The sequence below is a fragment of the Acidaminococcus massiliensis genome (genome assembly GCF_900095825.1).
Classification (GTDB): Bacteria; Bacillota; Negativicutes; order Acidaminococcales; family Acidaminococcaceae; genus Acidaminococcus; species Acidaminococcus massiliensis.
In genome coordinates this window covers 1,402,227-1,429,165 of record NZ_LT608315.1, presented here as the reverse complement: position 1 = coordinate 1,429,165, position 26,939 = coordinate 1,402,227, and the positions used below count along the sequence as shown (strand labels likewise).

Below are 26,939 nucleotides of genomic sequence, written 5' to 3'. Positions count from 1 at the left end.
CACTTCCCTCCAAAATGGTCATCAGCCGGCCTGGATTTCCAGGACTTTCACGGTTTCCGGCAGGATCAGGCGGCCGTCCACCCGTTCGCTGGCCAGGAACCCGATCTGCCCATTGGCGGCGTAGAGTTCGCTGAGCCGCTTGAACTTCCGGCCCTGACGGTCGGCGATCCAGTAGTAGGAATAGTCCCCCAGGGCAATGACCTTATTCCCCGCAGCCAGTTCCGGCACAAAGCTGGATGTGCGGTACGGCAGGCTGAGGATCCGGTCCGGCTGACCCACCTGGACAGAAGGCTGCCAGATATAGTTCCCGTTGTTGTCCTTCAGTTTCCGGATGGCCTTCACCGTGGAATCGTTCAGAATCCAGGAGGCATTTCTCCGATAGGGAGTACGGAGACTGTGGTACAAGTCCATCATGTCATCGAAGGTGATGGCGGTCTTTCCGGCGGTCACCCCTACTTCTGCTCCCTGGAATACCCCCAGGGGCTTATGCTGGCCATCCCCCACCAGGAAGGCTTCTTCTTCCTTGGTCCCGATGCGTCTGGCAAATTCCTGGGTGATGTAGCTTTCCAGGTCGAAGACACTGTCGTTCATCAGTTCTTCGGACACCCGGATGGCGGTTCCCAGCTTATGAGCGCCCAGGTTCACCTGGCTGAAGGTGTCATCGCTTTCCGGATAGGCGCTGCCTTCTTCCATCCAGGCCGCTTCCCCGTGACTTGCCACGACCGGAATGGTGTGGTCCCCGGAAGAAGTGCGGATGGTGTGGGCCAGGCTGCGGAAGAAGTTTTCTTCCTGGAGGGCCGCCACCAGAGTGCGTTCGTATTCATCCGGGACCAGGTACCCGCCTTCGGGATCGGAGCCGATGGTCAGGGTGTCCTTGATTTCCTGGATATTGCCCTTCCCCCGGAAAGCCTGCCAGAACGCTTTGGTATAGGCGTCACTGGCCCGTCCCACTTTGGTGTCAGGCTTCAGGTTACCGGCACCGGGGGTGCCTTTCAGGGCCTTGTCGATGGTCTTATTCATTTCATCATCGATATTCCGCTGGCGCTCCAGCCGTTCGATTTCTTTCCCCAGGGCCACCACTTTTTCTTCCATCCGGTCATAGACGGCACTGTCTTCCGCAGAGACCATGCCGTCCTTGTCCCGGTGGGATTCCAGGAAAGCCTTGGCCATTTCCCAGGTGTTGGCTCTTTCTTCTCTCAGTTTCAGGATCTGATTCATGGATATTCCTCCTTAATGCACAAGAAGGCCCAGCCGCTTCATGAGTTTATCTGCGGGGACCTTGTTGGATACAGGTTCTTTTGTTTTTTGATTGATGGACAACTTGGTTAGCAGGGAGTTGGTCACTGCCGCCCGGCTGAACAGCATGGCATCAACATCCAGATTCTCTTCTGGATGTTCTTCCGTATAGAGGATGGAATCCGCAAACCCCAGCTCCACGGCCTTCTTGGCGTTGAACCAGGATTCTGCGTCCATCAGCTTGGAAATTTTGTTCCGGGACAGGCCGGTCTTGATTTCATAGGCGTTCACGATGCTTTCCTTCACTTCCGCCAGCATATCGATGGCCTTCTGCATCTCCTTGCTGTCTCCGATGGCTACGGTGATGGGGTTGTGGATCATCATCATGGCCACAGGGGACATTTCCACCTGGCTTCCGGCCATGGCAATGACACTGGCTGCAGAGGCTGCCAGCCCGTCAATCTTTACGGTCACCTTCCCAGGATAGTCCATCAGCATGTTGTAGATCTGAGCCGCCGCGAACACATCGCCCCCGGGAGAATTGATCCAGAGGGTGATATCCCCGCTGCCGGCCATGAGCTCATCCTTGAACATTTTAGGGGTCACTTCATCCCCGAACCAGGTTTCATCGGAGATTTCCCCGGTAAGATACAGAGTGCGGACCTCCTCACCTTCGTTCTTCACCCAGTTCCAAAATTTACGTTTCATTGGTTCCCTCCTTGCTGCCAGTTCCTGCAAAAAGGCCGGCATCCTTCAGTTTTGTCATGTTCCCGTTAATGAGATACAGGTCCCCGCCCTCTTCTTCCGGAATCCGGTTCATGTTTTCCAGTTCCCGGATGTCGTTGGCAGAGAGCCACCCGTTCTGCCTTCCTACAGCATAGCCGTTCATCCGGCTTTCGTAGTCGCCCCGTAGCAGCCCGTCCACGTTGAAGTGGATCTCATACTGGGTCCGTTCTTCCGGTGTCAGGAGTGCCTGACTCATGGCCTGTTCCCACCGGGACACCCAGGGCCCCAGGGTGTATTTCACAAATTCCAGGGACTGCTGCTCGATGTTGGAAAAGGTGGATTTCTCCAGATCCCCGATCATATGGGGCGGTACCCGGAAGATCCGGGCGATTTCATCGATCTGGAATTTCCTCGTCTCCAGGAACTGGGCCTGGTCCGGAGAGATCCCGATGGGGGAATACTTCATGCCTTCTTCCAGGACGGCCACCTTCCCTGCATTACTGCTGCCCCCGAACTGGGACTGCCAGGCTTCCCGGACTCTCTGGGGGTCCTTGATGGTCCCCGGATGCTCCAGGACGCCGCTGGGAGAAGCCCCATTGGCGAAGAACTTCGCCCCGAACTCCTCGCAGGCGATGGCCATGCCGATGGCGTTCTTGGCCATGGCGATGGGAGAATACCCTACCAGGCCATCAAACCCCAGGCCGGGAATGTGCATCACATTCTCCTTCCGGAGCCGGACCGTGCCGTATTCTTTGATTTTGGGATTTTCGTCCGTGGCCTTGGTGTACAGGTAGTAGATTTCTCCGTCCCCATCCCGGCACACTTCCATCCTATCCGGCATCAGGGGATACAGAGCTACCACCTGCCCCCGGCCATTTCGGATGATCTGGGCGAAGGCATTCCCCCACAGAAGAAGGTGGGTCATAAGGGTCTCCCGGAACACGAAGCTGGTCATCTCCGGGTTGGGGGCATCATGGAGAAGCCCCGCCAGGGGATGCTGGAAATCCCGAACTTTTCCGTTTCCCTCCCGGTTGTACCGGAAGAGATGGAGGGGCAAGCCTGCGATGGATTCGGAAAGGACCCGGACGCAGGCATAGACCGCCGTCATCTGCATGGCGGACCGCTCATTGACGGCTTTTCCGGAAGAAGAACCTCCAAAGAAGAACCAGTGCCCGCCTCCCAGCAGACTGTTCCTGGGTTTGTCCCTGGATTTAAAGAGTTTGGAAAATAGGTTCATAGGAGTTCCTTTCTATACAAAAAGCAGTCCCCGGGAATCGTAGACGCTTTCATGGGCATTGTTCCCGCACCGGATGGCCCGGTCCAGGCCCATGATGGTGGCAATGGCTCCATCGATTTTCTCCGTGGACTTTTCCTTGTCCGCCTTGATATTTCCGGCAGGATCTCTCCGGATGTAGATGTTATCCATCATCCATCGAAGGACTGGATGCCCTCCATGAGCAATCCGCTGCTCCAGCGTGAGCTTCATAAGCTCCTTGGTAGGAGGGCTCATGTCCTTGAATCCTTGTCCGAAGGGGACCACGGTAAAGCCCATCCCCTCAAGGTTCTGGACCATCTGTACCGCGCCCCACCGGTCAAAGGCGATTTCCTGGATATTGAACCGTTCACCCAGCTTCTCGATGAACTTTTCAATATACCCGTAGTGGATGACATTGCCTTCGGTTGTCTGGATGAATCCCTGCTGGGCCCAGATGTCATACATCACATGGTCCCGCTTTACCCGAAGGGGCAGGGTTTCTTCCGGCAGCCAGAAGTACGGCAGGATGCAATACTTGTCCTGGTCATCCAAAGGAGGGAACACCAGCACGAAGGCTGTGATGTCCGTGGTACTGGAAAGGTCCAGGCCGCCGTAGCAGATCCGTCCCTCCAGATCTTCCTCCCGTACCGGGAAAGCACAGGCATCCCACTTGTCCATAGGCATCCACCGAACAGACTGCTTCACCCATTGGTTCAGCCGCAGCTGACGGAACACATTCTCTTCGCTGGGTGTCTCTTTGGCCGATTCACAGGCCGCCTTCACTTTGTCGATTCCTACCGTGATTCCAAGGGATGGGTTGGCTTTCTTCCACACTTTCGGGTCGGTCCAGTCATCCTGTTCCCCAGCCCCGTAGATAACAGGATAGAACGTGGGGTCATGCTTCCGACCTTCCAGGATGTCCATAGCCTTCTGGTGAACTTCGTAGCAGATGCTGTGAGTATCCGTCCCGGCTGTGGTGATGAGAAAGTACAGGGGCTGCATCCGGGCATCCCCGGAGCCTTTGGTCATCACATCGAACAATTCCCGATTGGGCTGGGTGTGGAGTTCATCAAAGACCACACCGTGGATGTTGAACCCATGCTTGGAGTAGGCTTCTGCCGAAAGGACCTGGTAGAAACTGTTGGTGGGCCGGAATACCATCCGTTTCTGGGAGGACAGGATCTTGACCCGCTTGCTGAGGGCCGGACACATCCGAACCATGTCCGCCGCCACTTCAAATACGATAGAAGCCTGCTGCCGGTCTGCCGCACAGCCATAGACCTCCGCCCCTTCTTCCCCGTCCCCACAACAGAGAAGGAGCGCCACCGCAGCCGCCAGCTCACTTTTTCCCTGTTTTTTGGGGATTTCAATGTAGGCGGTGTTGAACTGCCGATAGCCGTTGGGCTTTATGGTGCCGAACAGGTCCCGGATGATCTGCTCCTGCCAGTCGATGAGCTCGAAGGGATGGCCCGCCCAGGTTCCCTTGGTGTGGCACAAGCTCTCGATAAAGGCCACAGCATAATCCGCCAGTTCCTTGTTGTAGGTAGACGTTTTGGCCTTGAATTTTGTCGGCTTGTATTTTTTGAGTTTCCGCATATGTCTGATTTCCCACTTCCTTTACAATTAGATTCAGTCATACACGACTTGTGGTCCGTATAGCTACATAAATTACTGATTTACAAACGCTCTTTTTCCTCGGTAAAATATAGGTATACTAGCTAATCTCAAAAAAGGATGTGAGTGTGTATGAAAAAAATACATATTAATAAAAATACGGTGCAAGAAACATTAATTATCCCCCTCTATGCCAGAAAATTAGGCAATGAGCTCTTTCCTCACATCCTCCAAGACCCTTATGTCGATAAAATAACCTCTCAATTGGATTATGATTTTTCCATACTTGATAAAAAGAAATATTCTTTTGCTTGGAAGTTTGGCTCCTTGGAAGGCATTCTCCGTAGCAAAGATATTCTTTGCGAAATGCAGGAATATTTATCTTGCCACCCAGATGCGTCTATCGTAAATATGGGATGCGGGCTTGATCAAACACCACTCCTTAAAGATAATGGGAAGATGAAGTTGTACAATATTGATAGAGATGATGTTATTGCCATACGAAACGACATCCTTCCGAGTAATGATAGAGAAGTCAATATTGCCGCCGATTTAAACAGTGATAATTGGATTGAATGTCTTGATGCATCCCGTGGAATTTTTCTATTTGCTATCGGAGTGTTTATGTACTTCAAAGAAGAAGATGTTCGTCGCATTATCTTAAGAGTAAAGGATGCCTTTCCTCATGGTTGCCTTGTTTTTGACACCGTTGGCAAACTTGCCATAAAAATATTGATGAAGAAAACACTTAAACAAATGGGAATATACGGAATAAATGGTATGTTTTACTGCAACAACCCACTCAAGGATTTAACATGGGATAAGGATATCAATGTATCCGTCCGAAAATATCTTACAGGCTATGTTGATCTGAAGCAAGAGGGCGTTCCGCCACATTTAAGAGGTATGGCCTACCTTTTCGACTGGTTATTCAGAATGAATATCTGCAAAATGGTCTGGTAACCAATTTTTTCAAGACGAAATAACGCCTCGTTCATCATAGACGCATATCGGCCCATTGCTTTCGCGGTGTTCCATCGTAATGATGGTTAGCTGGGTTCCGTCTTTTTAGGAATTTCTACTTTTGGTTCTTAAATCTTTTAAACTTGTATTTTTTTTGAAATTTCTCATTGGCGTTCCCCATCTTTTTTTTATAAATTAGGCAGAAGAGAAGGAGCCCACGGGGCTCCTTCTTTTGATTTTCCCTGCTCCTCAAAGGCTGAAGATGAAGGCGGGAATTCTTTCGTATTCGTTGCTCATGAATTTCTGGCCGGATCCGTAGATTTCGGTCATCCCTTTGAGGCTGCAGCCCAACTGGGTGAATTCCCAGGCAACCTGGACGGCGCTGGACCAGGTGGAGGAAAAGGTGAATTCTTTCACCCCGAATTCCCGGAACACCTGAAGGATCTTTTTCGGTTCCCGGTAGGTTCCGGAAAGGTCCAGAAGGCTGTTGCCGTGCTTTTTCATGTCGCTGTAAAGCCGCATCATGTTCCCGAAGTCTTCCCCTTCTGCCTGGACTTTCTTCACCAGTACTTGGTAGGCATCCCGGCAGGCCTGCATGGTCTGGGCATCCTCGGCCTTTTCTGCTGCATCGAACTTCTTTTCCAGTTCCTCGCTGCGCCCGTAGAATCTTTCAATGCTTTCCATCTTTGTCATTTTGTTTTCCTCCTTATGGTTGTGTGCTTTGCCTTTTGGCATGTACATATATCACTCTAAAGGCAGATAATAGCAAGCAAATTCTGTGTATTTATGCATTTTTTCTGGAACAGGGGCCTTTGATTGGCCCCTGTTCTTCCCCTGTTTTACCGGAACTCGACGGTCAGCATTCCGTTTCCCATCCACCAGGTGCTTTCTTCATTCGGGTCTTCCAAAAAGGCTTCCTTGGCCTCCCGGATCATTTTGTTCACATCGGCCTCGCCGTACATTTCACAGGCTGCTTTCTTGCTGATTTTCTTGGCGTCCAGGGTAATGATCGTTCTCATAGGTATTTCCTCGCTTTCATGTGCTTTTTGCTTTTGGGGGGCTGTCCCCTTGGCATGTCTATTAATCACTCTAAAGGCACATAATAGCAAGCAAATTCTGTGTATTTATGCAAGTATACAAGAAAGAGGAACAGGGCCTTACGGCCCCTTCCCCTGCCTGTGGCTACCGCCTTCAGGCGGCGTTTCTCCAGGCAGAATTCCCGTTGAGGTGTTTCAGCATGTGCAGCCGGCAGGTCTTGAATTCTTCCCCGATGAGTCCCAGCCGGAGCATCCAGCACCGGAAGGCGTATTTCTCGTTGTCTGTTTCCGTCTTTCTGGCGGAGGCTTTCTTCTGAGTCAGAGCCTGATGGGCCACCGCCAGGCAGAACTGGATGTATGCCTTGATTTCCCCGGCGTGGAGGGTGCCGTTGAAAAGCCGGAATTCCACCGTCCCTTTGGTGAAGGTGGCGTGGAGGTTGAGTCCGTGGTACCGGCTGTTGTTGTAATGGGCATCCCGGCCGTAGGGGGCCTGAATGTACCAGGTATCGGCAAATTCTGTCATGGTCTGGGGCTGCTTTTTATTCAGTTCCCGGAGAAAGGTTTCATCCGTCTTCTGGCAGTATCTAGCTTCCCGGAGGGCGTCAATCTGAAGGGCATGGTAGCTCATGTCTTCCTTGCTGGCCACCAGGTTCACCAGGTTCCGCAGGGTTTTCGGGGTGAACTTCTCGGCTCCCACATGGATGTGGATCCCGCAGGAGGTGTTCACCAGAGCCCCGGCTTTTCTCAGGGTCCGCACTAGTTCCTGCAGCTTCGGGATGTCGTCGTAAGAAAGGATGGGGCTTACCACTTCCGTCCGGTAGTCCCGGGTGGCGCCTTCGATCTGGCCTCCCACCTTTCTCTGAGGCCGGATGCTGGAGTCGCTCATGGCTTTCCAGGTCCGATCCTGGTCATCCAGGGCGGTGTAGGTATCGTAGGATCCGCCTTCATAGGTGCCCCGTCCTGTTCCGAAGAAACCGGCCATCAGGTTGGCAGCCTGTTCTCTCGTAATCCCAGTCATTTCCATTTCAATCCCGAAGTGCAGTGTTTTCATCATTCTCGTCATCCTTTCGCTAGGTTTGTGTGTTCTTTGACATGTGTATATATCGCTCTAAACGCACAGAATAGCAAGAGATTTCGAGAATAATTATTAATTATTTCGTGTCTTTATTCAGTTTTTGAACCTCATCCACCCCGTGGATCACATTGAGGTGGAATCCGTTGTCCCAATCCACCAGGAGGGACCCCATATCATCCACGCCGGTCACCGTGCCTTTCGTCCCCAAAGGCGGTGCCTGGGGATCGTCCATCCGGGTAAGGCGTACCCGGGTTCCGGGAGGGTATTCCTGCTGGAGAAATTCCAGCAGCTCTTTATTGGGAAACCGCATCTTTTTTCCCTCCGTTCCGGAATGCCGCCGACCCGCTGAGCTTTTCCAGCAGGATCTTCCGGCAGTCCTTGTATTCCTTCCCGATGAAGCCCAACCGCAGGAGGAAACACCGGAAGGCGTATTTCTCGTTGGGGACTTCATGTTCTTTGGCCGTGACCCGTTTGGCGTTCTTGGCGAACTGGCACAGGGCCGTCACCAGTCTGGAGTAGGCCTGGACCTTGGCGCTGTCGGCTTCGTGGAACCAAGGGAAGTTGATTTTCCCTTCGCTGCGGATGATGGTCAGGTCATCCGTCCCCAGGGCCTTTTTGAAAAGGCCGGCTTTAGAGGCCACCAGGTTCTGGAGTTTCTCGAAGTCTTCTTCCGTGAAATCGTCCGGAAGGGAAATGGTGAGGGTGTCGACTTTCTCCGGAGCTGTTTCAGGTTCCGTCACTTCTTCCGGTTCAGCCGTTTCCTGGGAAGGTTCTGGTTCCGGATTTTCTACCGGTGCTGCCTGTTCTGCATCCGGTTCTTCCACAGCCGTTTCTTCCGGCTTGATTCCTTTAGCTTCCAGTTCTTTTACCACCTTCTGGAACAACTCTCCGTCCTCACATTCCATGGCGCCGTTCTTCCACACCATGATGCTGCCAATCTGGTAAGCCTTGGTGGGAAGGCAAAGGTATTTTGCCTTTTCTCCCGTAATGGCGCTGATGGCCTGCACCAGCTCTTTTCTCGCTGCACCTTGTCTGTTGTATTCGACCTTCATGATTGATACCTCCTTAGGGTATTTTGGTACTGTTATTAATCACTCTAAAGGCGAATAATAGCAAGCAAAATGTAGCCCTTTTTGTTCTTTATTTTTCTTCCATCGCTACTTCCTGATAGGTGTACTGTTTCCCATTTCGCAGGACGGTCACGCTGTCCTGCTCCCCTTCGTGGGAAGCCAGGTACCGCTTCACCGCTACATCCACGAACTTGGGTTCCAGTTCCACCCCGTAGCAGATCCGGCCCAGCTGGTCGCAGGCCATAAGGGTGGAAGCCGATCCCAGGAACCCATCCAAGACCACTCCGTTGATCTGGCTGCTCAGTTTAATCAGGTAAGCCAGCATGAGTACGGGCTTACTGGAAGGATGGCCAAAACCGTCTTCTTTGCTGTTCTTGATGCCGTCAAACTCAAAGACCGCTTTCTGCTTCTGGTCCCCGTACCAGTTATGTTTCCCGTCTTTCCGCCACCCAAAGATAATGGGTTCCATGTTGAACTTCCAATCCGTCCGCATAAACGGAGCTTTGTGCTTCTTCCAAATCAGTCCGGCCCCCACTTTAAATCCTGCGTCTTCAAAGGCATCGTAAAAGACCCGAGCCTTCATGGTGGCATAGAACACATAGATGGAAGCGTCCTGGGCCATGGCATCATGGAAACAGGAGAATGCCTTTTTCAGGAATTCGTACCCTTCCTGGTCGTTCAGATCATCATTTTTGATCTTTCCAGAAGTGCTCCGGAGATTCACCAGGTACGGAGGATCCGTTAGGACCAGATTGGGCTTAACCCCGTCCAGAAGTTTTTCATAGGTTTCCGGTTTGGTGGAATCTCCGCAAAGGACCCGATGCTTGCCCAGTTGCCAGATGTCCCCCGCTTTGGAGAAAACCGGTTTCTGCAGTTCTTCTTCCACATCGAAGTCATCTTCCTTGGCTTCCGTTTCTTCGTCAAAGATGTGAGCGATTTCGTCTTCGTTAAAACCGGTAAGGCTTACATCGAAGTCGACTCCCTGGAGGGATTCGATTTCCACCCGCAGCATTTCTTCGTCCCACCCGGCATCCAGGGCCATCCGGTTGTCGGCCAGGATGTAGGCTTTCTTCTGGGCTTCGGTGAGATAGTCCACCAGGACGCAGGGCACTTCCCGGATGCCTTCCTCCCGGGCCGCCATCACCCTGCCGTGGCCGGCGATGATGTTCTTATCCCTGTCGATGATCACAGGGTTGATGAACCCGAACTCCCGCAGGCTGGCCCGGAGCTTGTTGATCTGTTCCGGGGAATGGGTCCGGGCATTGTTTACATACGGGATCAGCTCATCGATGGGGATGAGCTTCATCTCCTTGGTCGTTTTTTCCATACTTTCCTCCCTTTATACCTTTCGAGACCGCAGGAGCCGCTCCATTACGTCATCCTGGGGCGTGTTCCCAGAGAACTCCACGGAGCAGTTTTCCTTCACCACCTGGTAGATCTGGTACCAGATCTGGTTCACCTGCTTCATGTAGTTCTGGCTCATGGTCACGTAGGGGGATGCGATGGCGGCATTGGTGGTGGGGTGCTTGGCCAGGAAGCCGTATTCCGAGATGGCGTGTTCGCACTGGATCCACCGGGAGACGGCCATGGCGTACTGGCTGATGAGCTGGGGACTCACCAGCTTTTCGCAGTGCCGGGCCTTGAGCCACAGCCAGGTTTCCCGGTAGATTTCTTCGGCTTCCAGTTTCCCGCCGTTCCGCTGTTTCTCTTTCATGTAGGCTTTGGGTTCCGGCATGTCTTCTCCGGAAAGGTCCGCCCCTTCAGGCAGGTCCATCACCTTAAGGGGCCGCTTTCCCGGATTGTCCGGCAGTTTATCCAGGAGGGCCCTGGGTTTCCGGCCCTGGCCGACCCTCAGGCCCCCTCGCATGGTTCCGTCTTTGGCTATTTTTCACACCCCCTTTTTCACTGGGTCAATACCCTTTTTGAATACGCGTTTTTTGCGCGCGTGGCCCCTCGCCCGTTCTGGCTTTCCGGGCTTCCAGAGATTCATACACCCCCTGGGTATACTACTTTGTTTCAGATTTATCATTCTGATAGTCCATTTTTTCTTGTGACTTTTTGGTGCCACCGATCTCCTCTTTGGGCATGAATCCTTGCGTGACAGGCTTTGCACAGGGCAATCAGGTTATTCCAAGCATGGGTCCCGCCTTCCGCCAGAGGCTTCTTGTGGTGAACTTCTTCCGCCACCACGTACCGGCCATTCTTCAGACATACTTCGCAGAGAGGATGGCTGGCCACGTAAGCATCCCGGATCTTTTTCCAGGTCCTGCCGTACCGTTTCTTTGTTGCCGGACTACGCTCATACTTTTCGTACCGCTTGGCGATGATCTTCTGGTGCTTCTCACAGTACCGCCCATCCGTCAGGTTCGGGCAGCCCGGGTAAGAACAAGGTCTCTTAGGTTTTCTCGGCACAGCTGCCACCTCCTTTCGGGCATGAAAAAAGCCCTGCAGATTTCTCTGCAAGGATTCTCTTTATTCCCTTTTCTCGTGAGTTTATCATACCACGAAGGGGCTATTGAATTCTAGTGTGTATCTACTGCATTTTCCTGCAATTCACTGCACGCCTCTAAAATTTTTTCAACGGATGCCATCCCTTCCCCATGGACTGTGTATACCCACCGGATTCCTTTGCCCATGCTCCGGGCAATATCCTCCCAGGCATCGAAATGAATGTACCGGTCCCGAAGGACCAACCGCTGGGCTTCATCCTCCACTCGGTCAATGACCTGGCCGATTTCATACTTCAGATCCACCAGCCGGTCCACTTCCCGGTTGATCTCTTGCTCCCTCTCCCAGATCTTTTCAAGGGTCCGGACAAAGGGTGCTTCTGTAGGCCGGTTGGGGTTGTGGCTTTCTTCCAGCCCGGCTGCAGAGATTCCCAGGCAAAGGTGCCGCAATTCGGCTACTTCCCGCAGGTTGCTCTCTATTTTTTTATCCAGGTAGAATCCCTGTTGCAAATACTCTTTGGCGTTCATGCTTTTCCCTCCAAATCCGCCTTGACAGCTTCAATCAATGCCGCTTGAGAACTGTCTTTCTTTTCCAGAGCTATCAGGATCCGTTCGTCAATGGTGCCCTTGGTCACAATGTGCTGGACAATCACCGTCCGGCTTTCCTGTCCCTGCCGCCAGAGCCTGGCCACCGTTTGCTGGTACAGTTCCAAACTCCAGGTGAGCCCGAACCAGATCAGGATGGACCCACCCTGCTGCAGGTTGAGGCCATGCCCGGCAGAAGCCGGATGAATGAGGGCTACCGGAATCTTCCCGGCATTCCAGTCTGCAAAATCCTGGGATGACTTCAGTTCTCTGGCTTCCATCCGCTGACAGATCCGTTCCTTGTCATGCCGGAACCAATAGGCCACTAGCACCGGCCGGCCATTGGCACTTTCTACCAGATCTTCCAGGGCATCCAACTTTTGGTCGTGAAGATGGATGGTTTTCCCGTCATCGGTGTAGATAGCTCCATTAGCCATCTGGGCCAGCTTCAGGGTAAGGGAGGCCGCGTTGGCCGCCGTCACTTCCCCACCTGGCAATTCCATCACCAGAGACTTTTTGAAGTCATGATACCGCTTCCGTTCTTCCTCTGAAAGATTCACTTCGGTCCGGACGCTCACCAGGTCCGGCATCTTCAGGTAGTCCGTGGCCTTCATAGAGACGGTGATATCCGAAATCTTCCGGTAGATAGCTTCTTCCGCTCCTGGCAGGGGCTTGTAGGAAAAGACCACCATTCCATTCCGCTTATCCGGCTGAAAGTAGGTGTTCCGGTACTGGCTGATGTACTTTCCCAACCGCTCTCCCATATCCAGGAGCCTAAATTCTGCCCACAGGTCCATAAGCCCATTGCCGCTGGGAGTTCCCGTAAGACCCACGATCCGTTTCACCTTAGGCCGCAGGGCCTTCATGGCTTTGAATCGTTGGGATTGCTGGTTCTTGAAACTGGACAACTCGTCCAGGACCACCATATCAAAATCCAGCCGGCAGTTTTTCCAAAGCCACACCAGATTTTCCCGGTTCACAATGTAAATCTCCGCCGGTTTCTGGAGAGCCCGTCTTCGTTCCGTCACAGTCCCCACCACGATACTGCAGGTGAGATCTTTCAAGTGGTCCCATTTCCGAATCTCCTCCGGCCAAGTGTCCCGGGCTACCCGGAGAGGTGCTACAACCAACACCCGGTGAACTTCGAAGGAATCGTACATCAGGTCCCGGATGGCAGTCAGGGTGGTCACTGTCTTGCCTAACCTAAGCCCATATCCAGCAGGAGCGCTGTCACCGGGTGGCTTTTGATGTACTCGATGGCATATGTCTGATACTCGTGGGGTATGAACTTCATTGGGCCTCACCTCCTTTCCCATCCTGAGCGTGAGTGATTTGATCCAGGATGACTGGTATTTTATCCGAATGGTCCAGAACAAACACCGGAAATCCCATCTCTCGAAGCATGGCATGCCGGCTTTTTTGCAGCGGCCTTGGCTTCTCTCCTGGTGCCTTCACTTCCACAAATCCCATCACCTGATGGGGCAAGAGGACCAATCGGTCCGGCATGCCGGAAAAGGAGGGAGAAACAAACTTTAGAGCCACACCGCCCCGTTTCCGGGTTTCCTTCACAAGTTTCAATTCCAGGGTACGTTCCCGCAACTTTCATCACCTCGATGTTTTCCCCGGTGTCACTCTATGACGGTCTATTCTTAAACTTTCTCTATAGGCTTTTTTTCATTTTTTCAGTCCTAAAGGAGAATTATAGGAGAGACTGTCATTGAGTGACACCATGGCTTTTTATTCCAAAAAATCACTTGCTTTTAACTGCAATCCGGTAACAAACCGCCCCACTTTGGTACGCCTACGTGCAAAGCCTGCATTTTCCAGGGCAGCATAAAAATCGGACGTACTCCGGGTGTATTCATTCATCTGTTGACAGTACGCCCGATAAGCTCCATACAGCTCCCCGGATTTTTCTTGGAAACTAGGCGCCAGTTCGCAGCAGTCGTCCAGGAAATGATGGAGCCAATCATTCTGTCCCCGATATTTTTCAATGGCCTCCCGGACACATTGAGGAGGATCCAGATGGTAGTCCTTCTCGATGACTCTCTGGGCCCCTTCAATGATCCATTGGAGGATGGCCGGGCCGGCTTTCTCCACAAGGTAGTCCGTGTAGTTTTTCACTTCACTTTTCCCGGTAAATTGTGCCGTAAACGGAATGACGATCAGCCTGCGCCAGGTCCCTTCGTCGCTTGCTCCCACCCTGGGCAGGTGGTTGGTATAGAGAACGATGGTATGGGAGGGGACAAATTGGAAGGGCGCCTTGTATTTTTTCTCTCCGCCCACTTCATCGGTGGAACAGATTTGCTTCAACACAGAAGTAGAAAGCCGCACCCCTTCTTCCATTTCTGCCGCGATCACCATCCGTTTTCCCTTGAGTTCTGCCATTTCCGGCCGGATATTTCGCTTGCCGTTGGCGGTCAGGGCGTCTGCCGAGATGCCACCGCAGTAGGTCCCCAATACCCGGGCAATGGAATTCCAGTATGTAGATTTCCCGTTCCGCCCATCCCCATAGGCAATCACCAGAGCTTCCACATACACTTTCCCAATGGCCATGAGCCCGCTGATTTTCTGGGCATATTGAATCAGGTCCTGGTCATGGGTGAAGAATGCCCCCAAGGCTTTTTCCCAAATTTCCCGGCCTGCATCCCCCGGATCCACAGCCGTACACTTGGTCATGAAATCTTCTGCCCGGTGTTCCCGGCCGCCTTTCATCCCTTGCCGCAGGTCATAGGTGGCCGAAGGGGTATTCAGAAGAAATTCATCAGCATCCAGGGACTGGATGGGGAGCAGGATCATGGGTTTCAGAGCCTGGAGTGCCGACAGGATATACCGGATATCCCGTCGCTTCATCACAAAGGTTCGGTAGGCTTCTGCAGCTAGATACCCTGCATAGGCCTTCTGCTGGCCCACTTCAATGATCTTTTCCAGGGGCCTTCCACCTTTCCGGACTACCTCTTGAGGCAGCCCCAGCTGGACCAGTTCCCGAACAGCCTGTTCCCCTTGGTCCGTTGCATCGGCCAGCTGTAAATCAAGAAATTCTTCCACTGCCCCCACAGCTGCCTGCCGGGATTCCATCCAATACACCCCGTTATACCGGATAAAGTCAGCTTCTTCCGTATACCGCAGTTCATTGCCGTATTCCCGCAGGAGCACCTTGGCTTGACCAATATCCGAATAGTCACTGGGCCGCAGGCTTTCCCCCTGGCCAAAATCCTGATTGTACTGATCCGGGCTAACATAGCCTTCCTGGGCCGCGATTTTCTTCCCAAACCGCAAGGCACTCTGCCAGATTTTGTTCAGTTCTTCTGCCTCCAGGGGAGGGTTGCATTTGTTGGCTTCTTCCAAAAATATGGAGTAGGCTCGTTCCGAATCTCCATACCGTTTGACAATGCGTCCGGCAAAACGGCTCATGGTATTGTTTCGCTGGCCTTGGGGAATGGAGCCTTCCTGCCGGGAAGATTGGAAAATGGCCAGAATGGATTCTTCCCCCTCCTGCCACTGAACGGATTCTGTTGGGCTTCCATAGAGAAACCGGGCAGAATCCAGGGCTGCTTCATCGAAGAAGGAAAACTGCTCCCGAATTTCCTGCTTCAAGATGGAATAGGCTTTTTCATCCTGGAGTTTCGGAATGGGAAAATAGGCATGAAACCGAGGCCTGGCTTTCCGTCCGTCTTTGGCTTTTTCGTTATTCCGGGAAGGGACAATGGCCACGGCTACCCCCGGCAGCATGGCAAGGAACTTCTCTCCCGTCACCCACTCTCCAGGATTTTCCGTATGGTCATTGTCGCAATCCATGACGGCCACATCGGACCAAAGGAAGTTATCCCGACTCCGGTAGCTGTTTTTATAGGCCGCGCAAACATGGTCAAATTGAGCCGCCGCTTTTAGGTCCTGAGCATTTTGGATTTCCTGTTTCTGAGGATACCGGCAGTTGGATTCTACCCCCGTACAGGATGCCGTAAATAACGTAAATTTCACCTAGATCACCTCGCTGATATACTTGATAGGCTTTCCCTTTTTCTGGGCATAACGGATCTCCAGTTCCATTCCTTGGGAAATATTCTCGCCAAAGATCCAGAGCTCGGCACATTTGGACAAAAGTGCAATCCCCATGAATAGGGCCAGATTCCGTTCCGTCTTTTCATCCAGGAACTGGGGCAGGAACAGATGGGGTGCCAGGGGGATGCACCCATGGTCTGCGGCATACCGGCAGCAACGTCGAGCCCGCAGGACATTTCTTTCCACGTCTCCCGCATAAGGTGAACAAACGTACACTACCGGTCGAAAAGGAAACCTGGGCGGTTCTGTATTCCGGATGGCCTGATAAGCCGTGGGATCCGGATAATGTTCAGCATTCCGCTTTTGATCCATCTCCATGGCCCACCTCCATCAGTTCCCGGGAACAGTCTTCACACAAGATGGCTGTCCCGAACAAGTCCCCTTTCCCTTTGCCCAAGACTTTTTCCAGGTTTACCGGCACTTCCTTCCCGCAAACCGGACACCGGCAGAACACATTCTTGTCCGTGATTTCCATCTGAAATTCCATATTGTCCGTAATCGGTTCCTTCACATAAAACATGGCGTTATCACTCCTTCAAAAAATAAATAGCAGATTCCAATCCCGCTACATGGACTTGAGAAGATTCCCTTCTCTACCTGTAACAGGACAGAATCCGCTGGGATAAGTACCAGAAAAGCAAAAATTAATTGACGGTTCTTCGGCTCTCTGATAGAATTACAGTTCCAAAGTACTCTTCTTTCTAGGCTTTAGGGCAGCGCTCTTTCCGGCACTTTGCGGAGCGGTGACTTCCGTCGCGGATTAGCAGTAATCTATATCAGGTTGCAGCTTTTCCGTCAGGCGGATTACTGTCCAGAATAGAATCGGCGCCGGAGCCGGTTGGTGAAGGTAGCCGCCACCAGAGAAGAGTACTTTCTTTTCCTGCATAACAGAACTGGGTATGTGATAATTTGCATACCCAGTTTTCTCCATTTGTTTTAATTTTTTTCCGTAAAAAAGAAAATTTTGAGCAGAATCTTGGATTGTCTTTTCGGATTGGCTTCGCTATGATATTGTTATGGAAAAGAGCCTTTTCGGCCTGATGATTTCCTGTTTTAGGAGGCGTATCACCAATATGGAAAAACAGAAAGTCCATCCCTCTGAATCTTTTCGGGATGAAAAGATGGATGAGTCGCTGCAGCATATTCCGGATGACTTATTTTTTGCAAAGGAAGCAAAAGTCCCTGACTGCAACCTTGATTTTGAAACCCAGGATGTCTTGAAATTTCAATTTGATTTATCTGGTGGCGAATGGTACCGCCTGAAATATAAAGGGCGGAATCTTAGATCGTATGATCACTTTATCTTCTATGAACCTGGGCTCAAGGGAATACTGGCCTTCTTTTATGCCCTTCATAGAGGATATGAAACGGTCCATCTCGAAGAAGTCGATACCACGGACCCTGCCCTCTGTTTCCGGTTAGAAGCCGTTTCAGAGAAAACCGCTGATTCCAGTCTCCTTACTTTTTCCTATTCTTTTCATACCAGAAAATGCAAAATCAGCAAAAAGAAATCCATCAATTATTTCAAGCTCCAGATGCAGAAAAATTTTTCCGACAAAGAAAGGCTCCGGAACTACTTACGAGAAAGATTTAATGCCTACTGCAACCCGTCCGTTCTGGATGAAGAAGTAAAATATTTTGACCGGTCAGTTGAGACCGTGAATTTCATTCGAAGCCTTTCCTGGATATTCGGTACTCCCTTGCCGGCCTTAAGCCTGGCGGAGTTCCTATCCCCTGACCAAATCGCACTCTATGAAACGAAGAAGAAACAGGTAAACAAAGATAACTGAAATAAGAAGCGGCCACAAGAAAAATGGTTTCCTTGCGGCCGCTTCTTATTATTTTTCAGTCTTTCTGATAAAATTCACACTCATACCCATCTGCCCGAAGCACCAGCCCCTCCGCCCAAGATGGGGTCCGGCTCATCTGCTCACAGACGGCATCTACACTGACATCCCTACTGCACTCGATGATCAGTTCATCATGGACATGTCCAACAATAGCACAGTGCCGGAGGGTCTGCATGGCGTAGCAAAGGATATCCCTGGCTGTTCCCTGGACGATGTTTTCCACGAACTTTGGTCCGTAGCTTTCCAATCGTTCCCATTTCTTAGTGGCCCCAATGCCCTCATAGGTCACGGATTCTCCACCGAATTGATTCTCCCCGATCCGAGGCTTTACATAGGAAAGCCGCCGGCCGCTGGGCAGTTCGATGAATAGCATACCGCTCTGGCAAAAAAAACGGATGTTGTTCACCCAAGCAGGGATTCTCTGCTTAACGGCAGTCTTCACCGCCCCATCCACCTGCCACCAGAAATCGACGATGTGCGGATTAGCCGAGCGCCAGGACTGGACCAGGGGGCCCAGTTCCTCTTCCGGGATACCAATTTCGATGGCTCCCATGGCCTTTAATGCCCCAACGGACCCGCCGTAGCCACAGGCCAGTTCTGCGATTTTCCCTTTCTGGCGAAGGTCCCCATTTATGCCATGTTTTACAACGGGCACTCCAAACATCTGGCTGGCCGTAGAACAGTAGATATCCTTTCCGGCCGCAAAAGCCTCAGATTTCCACCTTTCCCCCGCCAGCCAGGAAATGACCCGTGCCTCGATAGCCGAGAAGTCCGAAACCACAAACTTCATCCCCGGCCTGGGCACAAAAGCCGTCCGGATCAGCTGGGACAGCACATCGGGAATGGAATCGTAGAGAAGATCCAGGGCTTCATAGTTTCCCTGGCGTACCAGCTCCCGGGCTTCGGAAAGGTCCGGCAGATGGTTCTGGGGAAGATTTTGCAATTGGATATGCCGGCCGGCAAACCGGCCGGTCCTATTGGCTCCATAAAACTGAAACATACCTCTGGCCCGTCCATCCTTACAAGCCGTCATTTCCATAGCTTGATATTTCTTCACCGAGGATTTGGCCAACTTCTGCCGCAGAAGCAGTACACTCCGCAAGGGTTCCTGGGCCGTTTTCAATAGTTCCAGGACATTTTTCTTTCCCAGGGAATCCGTCTTTAAGCCATGCTGTTCCAACCATTCCAACATCTGGATAACAGAATTTGGGTTCTCCAGGCCAGTCCGTTCCTTCAGGGCTGCCATCAGGCTTTCCCTGCTTTTGGCATCCAGGTTCACTGCTTGTTTGGCCAGTTCCAGGTCAATGGCAATTCCCCTGTCGTTGATCTCCTGATCCAAATGGTATTCCTCCCATACCTGTTCCGGCACCGGGTACTTTTGCAATCGCTGCTGGATGGCCATTTCCACTTCTACGTCCCGCTTGTTATAACTTTTGAACAGGTTCCATTTATCCAGGGCATGTCGAGGAAGGTTCCTGGTCCGGCCGCCGTTGATCCTGGTTTCTTTGCAGGGAACGCAGAAATACCGAATCAGCTCCCGCCCTTCCTTCATTTTTTGATTGTCCAGATTCAGTACGGCCCCTACTCCTTCCAAGGAAAGAGGCAGCCCCATATAGGCGGACCAGACCATGGAGCACTTCCACCCTGCAGGACTCAAGAACCGGGCACATTCTTGAGACAGAGGATGCTGATCCTGGAAGGGGTCCATGCTCCGCTCCAAATCGGTAAGGTACCGGGAGAGACACACGCGCTCGAAATTGGCATTGAAAGCCCACTTGGTGACAGTATCATCGGTGAGGGCATACAGAATTTCTTCCGGAATGTTTTCTCCCTGAGTCAGGTCGATGACCTGCACCGCTCCCCCATCCACCGCATACCCAAAAAGGAGGATTTCAAAGGCTGGGGATTCCGCATACTTGTACACGCCGCACTTGGCCAGGTTCACATCGCTATAGGTTTCCAGATCCAACGAAAGAGTTTTCATACCTTTCTCCTTATAGAAAAAGGTGGCAGTTGGAATCCTGCCACCTTCCGTTCTTCTATCCGCTTACCCAAGAAAATCCTCATCATCCGCCGTGGCAAAGTCGTCCTCTGCCCGAGGCTTGCCGCCCAGAGGCTCTCCGTCCCGGATCTTCTGCAGGTTGTTCAGGCTGCAGGCGATGCCTTTATTCCCATTACTGTTGAAAGCATAAAAGCTGATGGAGGCGCGGCCATACACCCCGGAATACACTTCAGAGCGTTCCAGAATGTGCTGGCAGTTGGCATCCACAATGCCCGGCTGGGTGGCAGAGTTGGCATTGATAAAGAAGCTATCCTTGTAGGCATCATCTCCAGGCCGTTCCAGATCCCCATCCCGGAGCGGGGTCTTGATGGCTTCCAGGGTCGGGACTACCCGGCTGTTCCCTTTCAGTTTCCCTTCCCCTTCCTGGTAGGCAGCCTTAATAGCAGCCCGGACCTTTTCCACCGTCTTGGTGTCGGATTTGGGGATGATCAGGCTGACACTGTATTTGGGCGTTCCCCCATTGATGGATTTGGGTTCCCACACATTGGCATAACTCCAACGGGTATTCACTCCGGTGATTACTTTGCACGGATTCACATAATTCTTAGACATTCTTGTTTCCTCCTTCAATTTCCTTAGAAAAATCATCAGCCGCCGTATGCATGGCCGGCCGTTTGTCCGTTTCCGGGACCAGGACCGGCTTGCCCTGAGGTTTCTCAATCAAATCGGTCAGAAGTTCATCAAACCGTCTCTTTCCCAGTAGTTTGGTCAAGGCCGTAATCCCCAGAAGTTTCTTCTCATAGGGAGAATATCCTGCCCCTTCCACTTTGGCGGCAACCGCTTCTTCATTAACGTACCTCCGGTTGGACCGGCCTTCCACTACTTTCCACCCGGCCCAGGTCTTGCCGGAAAGAGCCTGCTGTAGGGCATAATCTTTCACGTCCCCGACCCAGTTCACCAGTTCATCAGCTTTGGCCAGGATGGCTTCCATTTCTGTATCTGCCAGAGTGGAGGGCATGGCAAAGTCGTACTTGGCCAGCTCCAGGTTATACTCGGCCCGTTTCCGGCAGGTAGCCCGTATCTTGCAGAACCGGCAGTGGTCACCAGCCTTGTATTCTCCTTCTCCCTTAGCCGCCAGGTCTGCAGTGGGCTTCAGCACCGTTTCCGCCCATTGAAGCAATTCTTCCTTGGGCATGGTGTAGGTACTGACGTTTTCCCGCCTTGGCTGGAAGATGGTCATGGAGACTTTCTGGATATCGTAGATTCCATCAAAAAGATCCAAAGCCCCCAAGGCATAGCACATCATCTGGGGATTTTTCTCCGCTTCCACCAGCACTCCCAACCCGTGTTTGTAGTCAATGACAGTCAGTATGTCATCCGCCACAATCAAGCAGTCCCCAGTACCAAACCCTTCCAGCACCCACCGTGAAAAATCCACTCGCTGTTCCACCAGAACCAGAGGATCCTTACAGACGGTTTTGGCCGCCGCTAGGCTCTCCAGCACAAACTGGGCATAGGCATCGGTGCATTCGGTCATTTCTTCATCAAAATAGGTCAGGGTCTTGGTGGGGTCCTTTTCTTTCTGCCCCAGCGCCTTCTTCACCTTATATTCGCAAAGCGCATGGGCCTCCGTTCCCTGCCGGGCAAATTCGCTTTGCACATCCGGCAGCTTGGCACATTCCAGGGCCGAAGGGGGACAGGCCAGCCAGCGGTAACTGGACGAAGCAGAGAGCACCGCATGGTTACCCGGCATGGCCCATCACCTCCAGGTCTTTCAAAAAGGCCTCATACTTCTCCGGCTCCATACTGGACAGCTTGTCGGCCCCATACTTCTGGATCAGCCCACGGACTTCATCTGTGAATCCCTGACGGGATTTATCTGCCGCTACCTTCCGCACCTCTTCCAAGGTGAGTTTTTTAGGAACCACCTCATTCTTTGGAGGTTCCAGAGCCGGAGCTTCCTCCTTGAACTTCATGGCTTCCGCAATCTTCAGCAGGGCTTTTCCACAGGTTTCCAGTTCAACGGATAATTTGACCAACGTTTCCTCTTTCATTAAGATTGACTCCTTTCGATTTTCTCTTCATGTGCAGGATCATAAGATTCCGAGCAGCCCGTTCCGCTGTGTCGCTGATTTTCATCAGCACCCCTACCAGCTCCCGGTCCAGGTCCTGCCTTCGGTTTCTCAGCATTTGTCCATTTTCCATGGCACGTCCTCCTTTCCAGGGGCTTCTTGTTTTGCCCTTCACCCATAACAGGACAAGTACTCTGATGATAAGTACCCATTTTTAGAAATCCGGCCAGAAATTTCCCAGCCGGTTTTTTTCGTTCCCGTTACCGATAGTCCTTCAGCTGCTCCCGGAGCTGTTCCAGCAGCCGATGCTTCCTTTTATTGACCCCCTTTTGGGAAAGTCCCACTTTGTGGCCGATGGATGCTTCACTGAGCCCATTCATGGCCATCTGCAAGATAATCCGGTCCAGCGCTTCCAGCTTGGCCAGTTCCCGCCGGAGTGCTGCCAGCAGCTCCTCTTTTTCCAGAATTTCGTCCAGACTCTCCTGTCCGGTTTCCTCCGGAAATCCATATTCCGTTTCACACAGCTGTTCAAAAGAAACTGCTGTATCCCAGCCCTGGACGGTCTTGTCCTCCCGATGTTCCGCCTGGGCCATTTCCCGTCTCCGGCGTTTTTCAACTACCCGCTGCTGCCGTTTGTCTTCCTTCCACTCCGGCCGCATGTAGGCTTCATACTGCTCTTTGGTAACCTGGACCAGAATGGCATAAACCTTCCTGTTCCCAATTTTCCACCATTTTCGTGGTGCGTCTTCATATTCCTTCGTGATAATGGTTCCCTCCTTTACTTCCAGGGGAATAAAATACTGCTGTTTGACTCTGGTTTTCTCTTGATTGGCCATGTGCGGACTCCTTCGCAAAATGCGAAGCGAAGATCCACACAGGCAGCCTGTCTTTATTGACCATAAAATGCATCTCCGCTTCCATGGTCAACCACCCCAGTAGGCTGACGGTATATAGGGCCCGGCTCGCCGCTCTGGGCACTCCCGCGTCCGGGAATGAACCTTGAGCCGGGAATCTGGCTGTACTTTCTTGTTTCAACAAGTTACATTTTGAACTTGCTGAAACAAAAAAACGGAGCCATCTACATGACCTTTCGGTCAAAGTAGATAGCTCCGTTTGACAGCTCCGTATAAAGAATAGGACTGCACAGGTAACTTCTATTTTCTGGAATTTCTATTTCTCACTGCATCCACCTGGGTTACGATATCTTCCCAAGGAACCTGGACAAGCTGTTTCTTACTGTTCTTCAGCTCGATGGTCACCCTTCCTTCTTCCACGATGGCGTCAAAGATTCTTTCTCCATCCTCAGTACCATCGTGCAGGTTTCTAATGTGCTTTCTTACTTTTCCCATGTAGCCTACCCCCTTGGATTGTCTTTGTTTTGTATCGAACATATGTTCGTTTATGAAATTATTATAGCACAAGATGAGATTTTTAGCAGTGGTATTTTTAGGTCAATTTTTCGAACTGCAAACTCTTTCATCAGAAATGGAGATAATCCCGCACTATATCTTGTTCTATACAAATTTATTTCTCAGAGCTTTCTCTATCAAATTGAATCTATGCTTTAATAAACACAAGTTTGTTTGTTACTTTTTTGATAGTTGTAGACTTATTTTCTATGTGAATCAATAACGCCCGCCAGAACCTCTTTTTTAAGACATTCTAACAGGCGTTATTTTTTGATAACATCCAGCTCCTGTCTGCAGACATCTACTTAGAATGTACTGACGTGCAGCTTAGCCTTCACCAGTCGAAAAATGACGTTAACAATAAAAAAGCTATCGTTATCACCGTATTCATTTTACTGCTCGTAATATTTTCTTTCGCCTTGAAATTCCACTCAATATTGGAGCAAAAAAGAACAGCCCCTTGCCGACCTAGACGGAAACCTTGCTATATATGGGCTTTTCAGCTATGCACACCATTCAAAATTTTGTATCAATCTCAATCATCTTTGCTCGCAGAGCAGCACGATGTCCGGCAGATTTTCCTGCCGGGCCAGGGTGAAGCATCCTTTGATGTTCTTTTTCCGCTCTTCCGGAGTCAGGCCGTACTGGGGCCGGGTGCTCCGGTTCCGGATCAGCAGGTTTTCCCAAAGGTACCCTTCCTGTCGGCACCAGGGCCGGAAGATTTCTTCCGGCAGGTCGTATCCTCGCTGTTTCTTCCGCACCGGGTCCGTAGGGATGCCGGTGGCTGCCAGCCGGATTTCCGGCACCAGATGCCAGTGGAATCTTTGTTCCCGGAGAACCCCCTGCCTCCATTCTTCCGCCAACCGGGGCAGCAGGTCCTCCCTTCCCCGGAACTTGGCCATCTGCAAGGCTTTCTGGATGCCCCCCGCATAGTCCATCAGGAAGAACAGTCCATCCAGGTGGGGACAATCCAGGCTGAGGGGCTGGAAGGAGCGGGGATGCCAGATTCCCCTCCGGCAGGGATCGCAGAGGACCCCTTTCCCCCGCACTTCTTCTCCGCAGCCCGGACAGGAATGGGGGTAGAACAGGGAGTGGAGCAGGGCAAGGATGAATGACAGCATAGAGCACCTCCGGAAATGAACAGGTATCAGACGTCAGACCCACCTCCTGTGGAGGCTTTCAGAAGTCAGCTTTGTCGGCAATCAGCATTGGCTTCGGCTTTGCTTCGTTCTCTATGGAATCTGACATCTCAAAGCCCTTTGGTCCGTGTCTGACTTCTTTATTCACTGTATCTTTTCAGCCGTTCCGCCAGCAGGCTGTACCGTTTCCGGGTCTTATCGTTTTCCACAGCCATGCGCAGGGCCCTTTTGCTGCCGGCCAGGTATACCTGCTTTTTGGCCCGGGTAATGGCGGTGTAGAACAGGTTCCGTTGGAGCAGGATGTAGTGGCTCAATACCAGAGGCATGATGACCGCCCCATATTCACTGCCCTGAGATTTGTGGACGCTCATGGCATAGGCCAGCCGCAGATCAGAGACTTCCGCTCCCTCATAGGTCACCGCTTCCCCTTCTGCCCGGTCCGGGAAGTCTACCGTCACATAGGCCCCCTGGATGCTCTGGATCCGGCCGATATCCCCGTTGAATACGTTCTTCTCATAATTGTTCCGGATCTGCATCACCTTGTCCCCTTCCCGGAGCAGCAGGAAACTGCCCCGGTACTCCTGTTTTTCCGGATCCGGGGGATTCATCCGGGCTTGGAGCAGGTTATTCAGATTCTCCACTCCGCACAGGTTCTTGTGCATGGGGGTGAGCACCTGGAGGCTGTCCTGGGGCTGGGTCCGGGACAGGTGGGCATAAAGGTCCACAATATAGTGCATGGTTTCCTCTTCCGTGGCAAATTCCCGGAAACTGAAATCATTTTCTCCTTCCCACTGGGGCATCATGCCCTGGTTGATCCGGTGGGCATTCCGGACGATGGGGCTCAGCTCTGCCTGGCGGAACACATTTTCCAGCCGGACGATGGGCATAGTACCGCTGCGGATGATGTCCTGGAGCACGGAGCCAGGCCCCACGCTGGGCAGCTGGTCCACATCCCCCACCAAGATCAGCCGGCAGCCCAAGGGCAGCGCTTTCAGCAGGTTGTACATGAGCACGATGTCCATCATGGAAGCTTCGTCCACAATGACTGCGTCCGCTTCCAGGGGATTGTCCTCATCCCGTCCCCAGAAGGAATCTCCTTCTCCGTTAGGGGTGTATTCCAGCAGCCGGTGGACAGTGAGCGCTGGCTTTCCGGCACTTTCTGCCAGCCGTTTGGCCGCCCGTCCCGTGGGGGCCGCCAGGAGGATCTTGCACCCGGCTTGTTCCATCACTGAAAGGATCCCCTTGATGACAGTGGTCTTCCCGGTACCGGGTCCCCCGGTGAGTACGAATACCCCATGGTCCACAGAAGCCTTCACCGCTTCTGCCTGTTCCGGGGCCAGCTGGATTCGCTCGTCCCTTTCCCATTCCCGGATGATTTTCTGGTAATCCACCTTCCACAGGGCATTCACATTGTCCCGGAGGGCCAGCAGCCGCCGTGCCGCCCCTTCTTCCGCCCGATAAAGGTATTCCGGGTACACACATACATGGTCCCCCACATCCTCCGTCCGGAGCAGATTGTCCTTCAAGAGCTGCTGGAACACCTGTTCCACTTCCAAAGGATCCACCTGGAGGATCTTGGCTGCCAAAGTCACCAGCCAGCGGTCAGGTACACAGGTATGGCCCTGGCTGGCTCCCTGAAGCAAGGTATAGTGGATTCCAGCCCGGATCCGGTCCTCAGCATGTTCATCCACCCCCAGGTTCCGGGCCAGGGCATCCGCCGTCCGAAATCCAATGCCATCCACGTCTTCTGCCAGGCAGTAAGGATTGTTGCTGATCCGAGTCACCGCCGTATTCCCGTACAGAGCCTGGATCCGGGGAGCGTAATTTCCGCTGATCCCGTGGCTTTCCAGGAAAAATACCAGTTCCCGGCTGTCTTTCAGTTCCCCATAGGAAGCCACAATGGCCTCTGCCTTCTTTTTTCCAATCCCGGAGACTTCCCGCAGCCGTTCCGGGGATTTTTCCAAGATCTTCAGGGTATCTTCCCCAAACTGATCCACGATCCGTTGGGCCATGGCCGGTCCCACGCCCTTTAGGACCCCGCTGCCCAGCATCTTCACCAAGCCTTCTGTTCCCTTGGGCTGGATAGCTTCCCAGCTTTGGGCTTGGAACTGCCGGCCGAACCGGGGATGTTCCCCCCAGCTTCCCGAAAGCCGTACTTGTTCTCCGGCAAAAGGAGCCTGTCCCTTGTAGACTACGGAAACCGTCCCCACTTCCGGGTTTTCTCCCCGGAATACACTGAACGTCCCTTCCGCGGCCTGGAAAACGATATTCTTGATGGTAAGTTCAATAGATACTGGTCCGGACATGCCCCACTGCTCCTCCTGAACATATGTTTTATTTATTATAGCACAGTTTTCCGTTTTTTTTGACAGTCTCTATTGAAGTAAGGTATAATAA

The 26,939-nt window shown here is 52.2% G+C and carries 29 protein-coding genes and 1 pseudogene; 2 read left to right on the top strand and 28 right to left on the bottom strand.

The genetic code is table 11. The features are described 5' to 3' along the window. Positions 1 to 21: 21 nt before the first annotated feature. Genes BQ2657_RS06950 through BQ2657_RS06935 form a run of 4 tightly spaced genes read right to left on the bottom strand, consistent with a single transcriptional unit; the run spans position 22 to position 4,813 of the window. Positions 22 to 1,218 (bottom strand): phage major capsid protein, encoded by a 1,197-nt coding sequence (locus BQ2657_RS06950; protein WP_075579984.1) that lies wholly within the window; start codon positions 1,216 to 1,218, stop codon positions 22 to 24. 12 nt (positions 1,219 to 1,230) lie between these two features. Then, positions 1,231 to 1,944: a head maturation protease, ClpP-related gene (locus BQ2657_RS06945; protein ID WP_075579983.1), complete on the bottom strand. Its 714-nt coding sequence runs from the start codon at positions 1,942 to 1,944 to the stop codon at positions 1,231 to 1,233. Then, entirely contained in the window at positions 1,934 to 3,199 is a 1,266-nt protein-coding gene (locus BQ2657_RS06940; RefSeq protein WP_198524529.1) for a phage portal protein, read from the bottom strand. Before BQ2657_RS06940 ends, BQ2657_RS06945 begins: the two co-directional genes overlap by 11 nt. A 12-nt stretch (positions 3,200 to 3,211) precedes the next feature. Further along, positions 3,212 to 4,813 carry a terminase large subunit gene (locus tag BQ2657_RS06935; protein WP_075579982.1) on the bottom strand — a complete coding sequence of 534 codons (1,602 nt, stop codon included), beginning with the start codon at positions 4,811 to 4,813 and terminating at the stop codon, positions 3,212 to 3,214. Between the two features lie 150 nt (positions 4,814 to 4,963). On the opposite strand from BQ2657_RS06935, the gene BQ2657_RS06930 reads away from it, so the two are divergent. Next, complete coding sequence (locus BQ2657_RS06930; protein ID WP_075579981.1) at positions 4,964 to 5,794, top strand: class I SAM-dependent methyltransferase; 831 nt, start codon at positions 4,964 to 4,966, stop codon at positions 5,792 to 5,794. Between the two features lie 249 nt (positions 5,795 to 6,043). On the opposite strand, the gene BQ2657_RS06925 is transcribed toward BQ2657_RS06930, so the two are convergent. From BQ2657_RS06925 to BQ2657_RS13250, 15 genes and pseudogenes are all read right to left on the bottom strand, one after another. Further along, positions 6,044 to 6,487 (bottom strand): DUF7698 family protein, encoded by a 444-nt coding sequence (locus BQ2657_RS06925; RefSeq protein WP_075579980.1) that lies wholly within the window; start codon positions 6,485 to 6,487, stop codon positions 6,044 to 6,046. Positions 6,488 to 6,633: 146 nt separating this feature from the next. Continuing rightward, on the bottom strand, positions 6,634 to 6,813 hold the full coding sequence (locus BQ2657_RS06920; protein ID WP_075579979.1) for a hypothetical protein: 180 nt from the start codon (positions 6,811 to 6,813) through the stop codon (positions 6,634 to 6,636). A gap of 172 nt (positions 6,814 to 6,985) precedes the next feature. Continuing rightward, a complete protein-coding gene (locus BQ2657_RS06915) occupies positions 6,986 to 7,882 on the bottom strand; it encodes an amidoligase family protein (protein ID WP_075581015.1) in 897 nt (298 codons plus the stop codon). Between the two features lie 100 nt (positions 7,883 to 7,982). After that, entirely contained in the window at positions 7,983 to 8,216 is a 234-nt protein-coding gene (locus BQ2657_RS06910; RefSeq protein WP_075579978.1) for a DUF4314 domain-containing protein, read from the bottom strand. After that, positions 8,200 to 8,958, bottom strand: a complete 759-nt coding sequence (locus BQ2657_RS06905; RefSeq protein WP_075579977.1) for a virulence — start codon at positions 8,956 to 8,958, stop codon at positions 8,200 to 8,202. The genes BQ2657_RS06910 and BQ2657_RS06905 overlap by 17 nt, the downstream gene beginning before the upstream one ends. Positions 8,959 to 9,046: 88 nt before the next feature. Then, positions 9,047 to 10,303, bottom strand: coding sequence for a site-specific DNA-methyltransferase (locus BQ2657_RS06900; protein WP_075579976.1), 1,257 nt, complete (start codon positions 10,301 to 10,303; stop codon positions 9,047 to 9,049). Between the two features lie 12 nt (positions 10,304 to 10,315). Next, positions 10,316 to 10,843: a P27 family phage terminase small subunit gene (locus tag BQ2657_RS06895; protein ID WP_390621268.1), complete on the bottom strand. Its 528-nt coding sequence runs from the start codon at positions 10,841 to 10,843 to the stop codon at positions 10,316 to 10,318. 158 nt (positions 10,844 to 11,001) lie between these two features. Then, a complete protein-coding gene (locus tag BQ2657_RS06890) occupies positions 11,002 to 11,388 on the bottom strand; it encodes an HNH endonuclease (protein ID WP_075579974.1) in 387 nt (128 codons plus the stop codon). Positions 11,389 to 11,498: 110 nt separating this feature from the next. Next, positions 11,499 to 11,951 (bottom strand): hypothetical protein, encoded by a 453-nt coding sequence (locus tag BQ2657_RS06885; protein WP_075579973.1) that lies wholly within the window; start codon positions 11,949 to 11,951, stop codon positions 11,499 to 11,501. Then, positions 11,948 to 13,302: pseudogene (locus tag BQ2657_RS06880) on the bottom strand (SNF2-related protein). The gene BQ2657_RS06885 and the pseudogene BQ2657_RS06880 overlap by 4 nt, the downstream one beginning before the upstream one ends. Next, on the bottom strand, positions 13,299 to 13,607 hold the full coding sequence (locus BQ2657_RS06875) for a VRR-NUC domain-containing protein (protein WP_075579972.1): 309 nt from the start codon (positions 13,605 to 13,607) through the stop codon (positions 13,299 to 13,301). Before BQ2657_RS06875 ends, BQ2657_RS06880 begins: the two are co-directional and overlap by 4 nt. 138 nt (positions 13,608 to 13,745) lie before the next feature. Beyond that, positions 13,746 to 15,989 (bottom strand): phage/plasmid primase, P4 family, encoded by a 2,244-nt coding sequence (locus tag BQ2657_RS06870; RefSeq protein WP_075579971.1) that lies wholly within the window; start codon positions 15,987 to 15,989, stop codon positions 13,746 to 13,748. Further along, positions 15,990 to 16,388, bottom strand: coding sequence for a DUF7768 domain-containing protein (locus BQ2657_RS06865; protein ID WP_075579970.1), 399 nt, complete (start codon positions 16,386 to 16,388; stop codon positions 15,990 to 15,992). After that, positions 16,360 to 16,590 carry a hypothetical protein gene (locus BQ2657_RS06860; protein ID WP_075579969.1) on the bottom strand — a complete coding sequence of 77 codons (231 nt, stop codon included), beginning with the start codon at positions 16,588 to 16,590 and terminating at the stop codon, positions 16,360 to 16,362. The genes BQ2657_RS06865 and BQ2657_RS06860 overlap by 29 nt, the downstream gene beginning before the upstream one ends. Before the next feature lie 256 nt (positions 16,591 to 16,846). Beyond that, on the bottom strand, positions 16,847 to 17,164 hold the full coding sequence (locus BQ2657_RS13250) for a hypothetical protein (protein ID WP_143224849.1): 318 nt from the start codon (positions 17,162 to 17,164) through the stop codon (positions 16,847 to 16,849). Here BQ2657_RS13250 and BQ2657_RS06855 point away from each other — a divergent pair. After that, complete coding sequence (locus tag BQ2657_RS06855) at positions 17,144 to 17,860, top strand: hypothetical protein (protein WP_075579968.1); 717 nt, start codon at positions 17,144 to 17,146, stop codon at positions 17,858 to 17,860. The genes BQ2657_RS13250 and BQ2657_RS06855 overlap by 21 nt on opposite strands. Positions 17,861 to 17,915: 55 nt before the next feature. Here the strand turns inward: BQ2657_RS06855 and BQ2657_RS06850 are convergent, their stop codons facing one another. From BQ2657_RS06850 to recD2, 9 genes are all read right to left on the bottom strand, one after another. Beyond that, complete coding sequence (locus BQ2657_RS06850; protein WP_075579967.1) at positions 17,916 to 19,904, bottom strand: DNA polymerase; 1,989 nt, start codon at positions 19,902 to 19,904, stop codon at positions 17,916 to 17,918. Between the two features lie 63 nt (positions 19,905 to 19,967). Beyond that, the gene (locus BQ2657_RS06845) at positions 19,968 to 20,534 is read right to left on the bottom strand and encodes a DUF2815 family protein (protein WP_075579966.1); all 567 of its coding nucleotides are present in this window, start codon (positions 20,532 to 20,534) and stop codon (positions 19,968 to 19,970) included. After that, complete coding sequence (locus BQ2657_RS06840; protein ID WP_075579965.1) at positions 20,527 to 21,675, bottom strand: DUF2800 domain-containing protein; 1,149 nt, start codon at positions 21,673 to 21,675, stop codon at positions 20,527 to 20,529. The genes BQ2657_RS06845 and BQ2657_RS06840 overlap by 8 nt, the downstream gene beginning before the upstream one ends. Beyond that, positions 21,665 to 21,976 (bottom strand): rRNA biogenesis protein rrp5, encoded by a 312-nt coding sequence (locus BQ2657_RS06835; protein ID WP_075579964.1) that lies wholly within the window; start codon positions 21,974 to 21,976, stop codon positions 21,665 to 21,667. The genes BQ2657_RS06840 and BQ2657_RS06835 overlap by 11 nt, the downstream gene beginning before the upstream one ends. After that, a complete protein-coding gene (locus tag BQ2657_RS06830; RefSeq protein WP_075579963.1) occupies positions 21,942 to 22,127 on the bottom strand; it encodes a hypothetical protein in 186 nt (61 codons plus the stop codon). The genes BQ2657_RS06835 and BQ2657_RS06830 overlap by 35 nt, the downstream gene beginning before the upstream one ends. A gap of 127 nt (positions 22,128 to 22,254) precedes the next feature. Next, positions 22,255 to 22,830, bottom strand: coding sequence for an RNA polymerase sigma factor (locus BQ2657_RS06825; protein WP_075579962.1), 576 nt, complete (start codon positions 22,828 to 22,830; stop codon positions 22,255 to 22,257). A gap of 318 nt (positions 22,831 to 23,148) precedes the next feature. Continuing rightward, positions 23,149 to 23,343 carry a hypothetical protein gene (locus BQ2657_RS06820; protein ID WP_075579961.1) on the bottom strand — a complete coding sequence of 65 codons (195 nt, stop codon included), beginning with the start codon at positions 23,341 to 23,343 and terminating at the stop codon, positions 23,149 to 23,151. Between the two features lie 599 nt (positions 23,344 to 23,942). After that, positions 23,943 to 24,524, bottom strand: a complete 582-nt coding sequence (locus tag BQ2657_RS06815) for a ComF family protein (protein WP_075579960.1) — start codon at positions 24,522 to 24,524, stop codon at positions 23,943 to 23,945. 158 nt (positions 24,525 to 24,682) lie between these two features. Further along, on the bottom strand, positions 24,683 to 26,848 hold the full coding sequence (gene recD2 / locus BQ2657_RS06810) for an SF1B family DNA helicase RecD2 (protein ID WP_075579959.1): 2,166 nt from the start codon (positions 26,846 to 26,848) through the stop codon (positions 24,683 to 24,685). Positions 26,849 to 26,939 lie beyond the last annotated feature (91 nt).

Coding starts and splice junctions, on each gene's coding strand:
- BQ2657_RS06945 (WP_075579983.1), bottom strand. CDS start 1,944: ATGAAACGTAAATTTTGGAACTGGGTGAAGAACGAAGGTGAGGAGGTC.
- BQ2657_RS06885 (WP_075579973.1), bottom strand. CDS start 11,951: ATGAACGCCAAAGAGTATTTGCAACAGGGATTCTACCTGGATAAAAAA.
- BQ2657_RS13250 (WP_143224849.1), bottom strand. CDS start 17,164: ATGGACTTTCTGTTTTTCCATATTGGTGATACGCCTCCTAAAACAGGA.
- BQ2657_RS06915 (WP_075581015.1), bottom strand. CDS start 7,882: ATGAAAACACTGCACTTCGGGATTGAAATGGAAATGACTGGGATTACG.
- BQ2657_RS06855 (WP_075579968.1), top strand. CDS start 17,144: ATGGAAAAACAGAAAGTCCATCCCTCTGAATCTTTTCGGGATGAAAAG.
- recD2 (WP_075579959.1), bottom strand. CDS start 26,848: ATGTCCGGACCAGTATCTATTGAACTTACCATCAAGAATATCGTTTTC.
- BQ2657_RS06820 (WP_075579961.1), bottom strand. CDS start 23,343: ATGGGAAAAGTAAGAAAGCACATTAGAAACCTGCACGATGGTACTGAG.
- BQ2657_RS06825 (WP_075579962.1), bottom strand. CDS start 22,830: ATGGCCAATCAAGAGAAAACCAGAGTCAAACAGCAGTATTTTATTCCC.
- BQ2657_RS06930 (WP_075579981.1), top strand. CDS start 4,964: ATGAAAAAAATACATATTAATAAAAATACGGTGCAAGAAACATTAATT.
- BQ2657_RS06835 (WP_075579964.1), bottom strand. CDS start 21,976: ATGAAAGAGGAAACGTTGGTCAAATTATCCGTTGAACTGGAAACCTGT.
- BQ2657_RS06840 (WP_075579965.1), bottom strand. CDS start 21,675: ATGCCGGGTAACCATGCGGTGCTCTCTGCTTCGTCCAGTTACCGCTGG.
- BQ2657_RS06920 (WP_075579979.1), bottom strand. CDS start 6,813: ATGAGAACGATCATTACCCTGGACGCCAAGAAAATCAGCAAGAAAGCA.
- BQ2657_RS06950 (WP_075579984.1), bottom strand. CDS start 1,218: ATGAATCAGATCCTGAAACTGAGAGAAGAAAGAGCCAACACCTGGGAA.
- BQ2657_RS06830 (WP_075579963.1), bottom strand. CDS start 22,127: ATGGAAAATGGACAAATGCTGAGAAACCGAAGGCAGGACCTGGACCGG.
- BQ2657_RS06905 (WP_075579977.1), bottom strand. CDS start 8,958: ATGAAGGTCGAATACAACAGACAAGGTGCAGCGAGAAAAGAGCTGGTG.
- BQ2657_RS06895 (WP_390621268.1), bottom strand. CDS start 10,843: ATGCGAGGGGGCCTGAGGGTCGGCCAGGGCCGGAAACCCAGGGCCCTC.
- BQ2657_RS06845 (WP_075579966.1), bottom strand. CDS start 20,534: ATGTCTAAGAATTATGTGAATCCGTGCAAAGTAATCACCGGAGTGAAT.
- BQ2657_RS06925 (WP_075579980.1), bottom strand. CDS start 6,487: ATGACAAAGATGGAAAGCATTGAAAGATTCTACGGGCGCAGCGAGGAA.
- BQ2657_RS06865 (WP_075579970.1), bottom strand. CDS start 16,388: ATGGAGATGGATCAAAAGCGGAATGCTGAACATTATCCGGATCCCACG.
- BQ2657_RS06815 (WP_075579960.1), bottom strand. CDS start 24,524: ATGCTGTCATTCATCCTTGCCCTGCTCCACTCCCTGTTCTACCCCCAT.
- BQ2657_RS06850 (WP_075579967.1), bottom strand. CDS start 19,904: ATGAAAACTCTTTCGTTGGATCTGGAAACCTATAGCGATGTGAACCTG.
- BQ2657_RS06900 (WP_075579976.1), bottom strand. CDS start 10,303: ATGGAAAAAACGACCAAGGAGATGAAGCTCATCCCCATCGATGAGCTG.
- BQ2657_RS06910 (WP_075579978.1), bottom strand. CDS start 8,216: ATGCGGTTTCCCAATAAAGAGCTGCTGGAATTTCTCCAGCAGGAATAC.
- BQ2657_RS06940 (WP_198524529.1), bottom strand. CDS start 3,199: ATGAACCTATTTTCCAAACTCTTTAAATCCAGGGACAAACCCAGGAAC.
- BQ2657_RS06935 (WP_075579982.1), bottom strand. CDS start 4,813: ATGCGGAAACTCAAAAAATACAAGCCGACAAAATTCAAGGCCAAAACG.
- BQ2657_RS06860 (WP_075579969.1), bottom strand. CDS start 16,590: ATGTTTTATGTGAAGGAACCGATTACGGACAATATGGAATTTCAGATG.